Below are 4,611 nucleotides of genomic sequence, written 5' to 3' on the forward strand. Positions count from 1 at the left end.
GTTCTTGGTGCGGCGGCTGAGCACCTGGATGACCCGACGGATCTCGCCGTCACGACCGATGACCGGGTCGACCTTGCCCTCGCGGGCGCGTTCGGTCAGGTCCACACCGAACTTCTCCAGGGACTGGTAGGTGTCCTCGGGGTTCTCCGAGGTGACCCGACCGGTGCCACGGACCTGTTCGAAGGCCTCCAACAGGCCCTCCGGGGTCGCCCCGGCGTCCTTGAGAAGCCGGGACGCCTCGCCGCCGTCGGCGGCCAACCCCACCAACAGGTGCTCGGTGGAGACGAACTCGTCCTCCATCTGCTGGGCGCGCTGCGCGGCCGTGTTGATGGAGACGATGAGCTGCCGTGAGGAACTGGGGGAGCTGACCGTGGAACCCGCCACCTTGGGCAGGGCTCCGATGGCCGACTCGACCTTGTCCTTGAGCCGGTCGGGGTCGACCCCGACCTCCTTGAGCAGCGGTCGGGTGATGCCCTCCGCCTGGTCCAGCAGGGCGTTCAACAGGTGCAGGGGCTCGGTCTGCGGGCTGCCGTCGGTGGTGGCCTGACGAATGGCGGCGGCCAGAGCCTCCTGGCTCTTCTGGGTGAGCTTGTAATTCATGATCCGTGACTCCATTCACATGAAGTTTCACTCAGGGTAATGTCGAGTGGCCGACCCCACCGCGCAATAGGCGTGGAGCTCGCGAGGCCCGAACCCGAAGGTCCGGCCCCTACTACCGGTCGGAACCGCCCGTGTCGCGGGCGTCCCCGTCGTCCCCGAGCCCGCCGCCCCGCTCGGGGCGCTCTTCCGGGTCGGCCGTGTTGAAGATCGTCACGCGGGTGCGGCGTACCAGCTCCCCACGCGCGGACCCGCTCTCGGGGTGGGCCGGACGGCCGCGCCGGGACACCGCCCGGCGCGCCGCCTCCAGTTCGTTGGCAAGGTGGAACACCTGCTCACGCAGTTGCTCGACCTCGTCCTCCAGTTCCAGGATCCGCTTGATCCCGGCGAGGTTGATGCCCTCCTCCTGCGACAGGCGCTGCACGACACGCAGCGTCTGCACGTCACGCATGGAGTAACGACGGCCCCGCCCGGAAGTGCGACCGGGCGAGACGATCCCCAGCCGGTCGTACTGCCGCAGCGTCTGCGGATGCATACCGGCCAACTCCGCGGCCACGGAGATGACGTAGACCGGGGCGTCGACTCCGAAGGAAGGATCGTTCACGACATTCACGCGCCCTTCGCCCGCGCTTCGAGTCCGTCACGCGGGTCGTAGTCCGACGTCGCCGCGCGGAACTTCTCCAACGCCTCGCGAGCGTCGTCGTTGAGTGTCTGCGGCACCTTGACCTCGAAGGTGACCAGCATGTCGCCGATGGTGCCGTCCTTGCGAGTGGCGCCCTTGCCGCGAACCCGCAGCGTGCGCCCGTTCTGGGTGCCCGGCGGGACCTTCACCGTCACCGGGAAACCGCCCAGGGTCGGAACCCGGACGTCGGCGCCCAACGCCGCCTCGGGGAAGGTCACCGGGACCGTGATGGTGACGTTGTCGCCGTTCTTACCGAACACCGGGTGATCCTTCACATGGACGACGACGTACAGGTCACCGGCGGGGCCGCCGTTCTCGCCCGGCGCCCCCTTGCCCTTGAGTCGGATCCGCTGCCCGTCGGACACGCCGCCGGGGATGCGGGTCTGGATGCTGCGCGTGCTCTTGCCGCGTCCGCTGCCGGAACAGGTGGGGCAGGGGTCGTCGACCACCAGGCCGCGTCCCTTGCACTCGCTGCACGGCTCGGACAGCGAGAAGCCGCCCAGGTTGGTGCTCTCGTGCCCGGTGCCGGAGCACTTCGGGCACATTCGAGGGGCCGTGCCGGCGCGCGCGCCCGTGCCCTTACAGGTGGGACACGCCGCGTCGCTGCTCAGCTGGAACGAACGGGTCACCCCGTCCGCGGCCTCCCGGAAGCTCAGTGTCGTCTCGGTCTCGATGTCGGAACCGCGTCGGCTGCGGGTCGCCTGGCCCGTCCGCCCGCGGTTGCCGAACAGCCCGCCGAACAGGTCGCTCAGCCGTTCACCGCCGGGGGCGCCGCCACCGCCACCGCCCTGACCGAAGATGTCGCTCATGTCGAACCCGCCCGGGCCGGTGCCGCCACCGGGCCGGTACGAGCCACCGAACATCGAACGCGCCTCGTCGTACTCCTTGCGGCGACTCTCGTCCGACAGGACGTTGTACGCCTCGGAGATCTCCTTGAAGCGTTCCTCCGCCTTCGGATCGTCACGGTTGGCGTCGGGGTGGTTCTCCCGGGCCAGCTTGCGGTAGGACGAGCGGATCTCGTCCTTGGTGGCGGTCTTTGAGACTCCGAGGACCTTGTAGTAGTCCTTCTCCAGGTAGTCCTTGGTGCTCATCGACTGGTGCCTTCTCCCCGCTGGTGCCGGTTGCGTCCGATGTTTCCACGTGGATCCCGGCCGCGTGGGGCCGGGGTCGACCTGTGGCCGTGACCGACGATCTCATGCCGGTCACGGCCACAGCCCGTTACTTCTCGTCCTCGCCCTTCTCGGCGGAGGTGTCTTCGGTGTCCTCTTCGGATGCCTCCGGAGTGTCACCGGTGGGTTCTCCCACGACCACACGGGCCGGGCGGAGGACCCTCTCACCGATCCGGTACCCCGGCTGGAACACCTCGATCACCGACTGGACGGAGATGTTCGGAACCGGGACGAGGGTGAGCGCCTCGTGCACGTTCGGGTCGAACTCGTCACCCTGCTCGCCGTACTTCACCAGGCCCAGCTTGGTCGCCGTCGCCTCCAGGGACTCGGCCACCGCCTTGAACCCGCCGGTGAGCTCCTCGTGCTCCCGGGCGCGACCGATGTCGTCCAGGATCGGCAGCAGTTCGCCGATGACCTGGGCGGTGGCGACCTCACGGACGGCCACACGGTCACGCTCGACACGCTTGCGGTAGTTGGAGTACTCCGCCTGCACCCGCTTGATGTCGTTGGTGAGTTCGACGACCCGCTCGTCGGCGTTGATGGCCTCGCTCACCACCGACTCGGGGGTGTCCGGGACCTCGGGGATGTCCTCGACCTCGGCCTCGACGACCTCGGGTTCCTCGGCGTCGTCCGCCTCGGACTCCTTGGTCTCCTCGACCTTGGGCTTGCGGACCTCGCCGGTCTCGGGATCGATCCTGCGGTTGTCGCGGATCACCGGACCCTGGGTCTCGTCACCGTCACCGGAGTCGGGGCTGTTCTTATCCGACAGCGCCATGTCCGACGTTCCCTCCTTCCTCGACTCTTACCGGACCACGCGTCAGGACTTGTCGCCCTTGCCGTTGTCCTCGTCGACGATCTCGGCGTCCACGACGTCGGCGTCGTCGGCGGAACCGTCCGCGCTCGCGCCGTCGGCCTGGGCGCCCTCACCCTGCTGGCCCTGGCTGTAGATGGCCGAGCCGATCTTCTGGCTGGCCAGGGCGACCTTCTCGCTGGCGGTGCGGATGGCCTCGGTGTCGGTGCCCTCCAGAGCGGTCTTCAGCTCGGAGACGGCCGCCTCGGTCTCGGACCGCACGTCCGCCGGGATCTTGTCCTCGTTGTCCGTGATGACCTTCTCGGTCTGGTAGACGAGGGACTCGGCGTTGTTGCGGACCTCGGCCTCTTCGCGACGCTTGCGGTCGTCCTCGGCGTACTGCTCGGCCTCGCGGACCATCTTGTCGATGTCGTCCTTGGACATCGCCGAACCACCGGAGATGGTGACCGACTGCTCCTTGCCGGTGCCCAGGTCCTTCGCGGTGACGTTCACGATGCCGTTGGCGTCGATGTCGAAGGCGACCTCGATCTGCGGGACACCGCGCGGCGCCGGGGGCAGACCGGTCAGGTCGAAGACGCCCAGCTTCTTGTTGTACTGAGCGATGTCGCGCTCACCCTGGTACACCTGGATCTGCACGGACGGCTGGTTGTCGTCGGCCGTCGTGAAGATCTCCGACCGCTTGGTCGGGATGGTGGTGTTGCGCTCGATGAGCTTGGTGAACACGCCGCCCTTGGTCTCGATGCCCAGCGACAGCGGGGTGACGTCCAGCAGCAGGACGTCCTTGACCTCACCCTTGAGCACACCGGCCTGCAGCGCGGCACCGATGGCCACGACCTCGTCCGGGTTGACGCCCTTGTTCGGGTCCTTGCCGCCGGTCATCTCCTTGACCTGCTCGGCGATGACGGGCATACGGGTGGAGCCACCGACCAGCACGATGTGGTGGATCTGGTCCAGGGCGATCCCGGCGTCCTTGATGACCTGCTGGAACGGCACCTTGGTGCGCTCGACGAGGTCGGCGGTCAGACGCTGGAACTCGGCACGGGTGAGCTTTTCGTCCAGGTGCAGCGGGCCCTCGGCCGAAGCGGTGATGTAGGGCAGGTTGATCTGCGTCTCGCTGGAGCTGGAGAGCTCGATCTTGGCCTTCTCGGCGGCCTCGCGCAGACGCTGCAGCGCCATCTTGTCCTTGGCCAGGTCGACGCCGTTGGAGTTCTTGAACTTCTCCACCAGCCAGTCGACGACCTTCTGGTCCCAGTCGTCGCCACCGAGGTGGTTGTCGCCGTTGGTCGCCTTGACCTCCACGACGCCGTCACCGACCTCCAGGAGGGAGACGTCGAAGGTACCACCACCGAGGT

General features: G+C 67.9%; 5 protein-coding genes. All 5 read right to left on the reverse strand.

Going from position 1 to position 4,611, the window contains the following annotated elements; genetic code table 11:
* Positions 1 to 600 (reverse strand): Clp protease N-terminal domain-containing protein (locus K8V84_RS12740; RefSeq protein WP_304074412.1); only part of this gene is annotated, 600 nt, incomplete at its 3' end.
* 112 nt (positions 601 to 712) lie between these two features.
* Positions 713 to 1,210: a heat shock protein transcriptional repressor HspR gene (locus K8V84_RS12745; protein WP_304074414.1), complete on the reverse strand. Its 498-nt coding sequence runs from the start codon at positions 1,208 to 1,210 to the stop codon at positions 713 to 715.
* Positions 1,207 to 2,370, reverse strand: a complete 1,164-nt coding sequence (dnaJ, locus tag K8V84_RS12750; protein WP_304074416.1) for a molecular chaperone DnaJ — start codon at positions 2,368 to 2,370, stop codon at positions 1,207 to 1,209. The genes K8V84_RS12745 and dnaJ overlap by 4 nt, the downstream gene beginning before the upstream one ends.
* 127 nt (positions 2,371 to 2,497) lie before the next feature.
* Positions 2,498 to 3,223 carry a nucleotide exchange factor GrpE gene (gene grpE, locus K8V84_RS12755; RefSeq protein ID WP_304074418.1) on the reverse strand — a complete coding sequence of 242 codons (726 nt, stop codon included), beginning with the start codon at positions 3,221 to 3,223 and terminating at the stop codon, positions 2,498 to 2,500.
* Positions 3,224 to 3,265: 42 nt separating this feature from the next.
* The coding region (dnaK, locus tag K8V84_RS12760) for a molecular chaperone DnaK (RefSeq protein ID WP_304074420.1) at positions 3,266 to 4,611 on the reverse strand (1,346 nt) is incomplete at its 5' end.

It is taken from the genome of Nocardiopsis listeri (assembly GCF_020741345.1).
Classification (GTDB): domain Bacteria; phylum Actinomycetota; class Actinomycetes; order Streptosporangiales; family Streptosporangiaceae; genus Nocardiopsis; species Nocardiopsis listeri_A.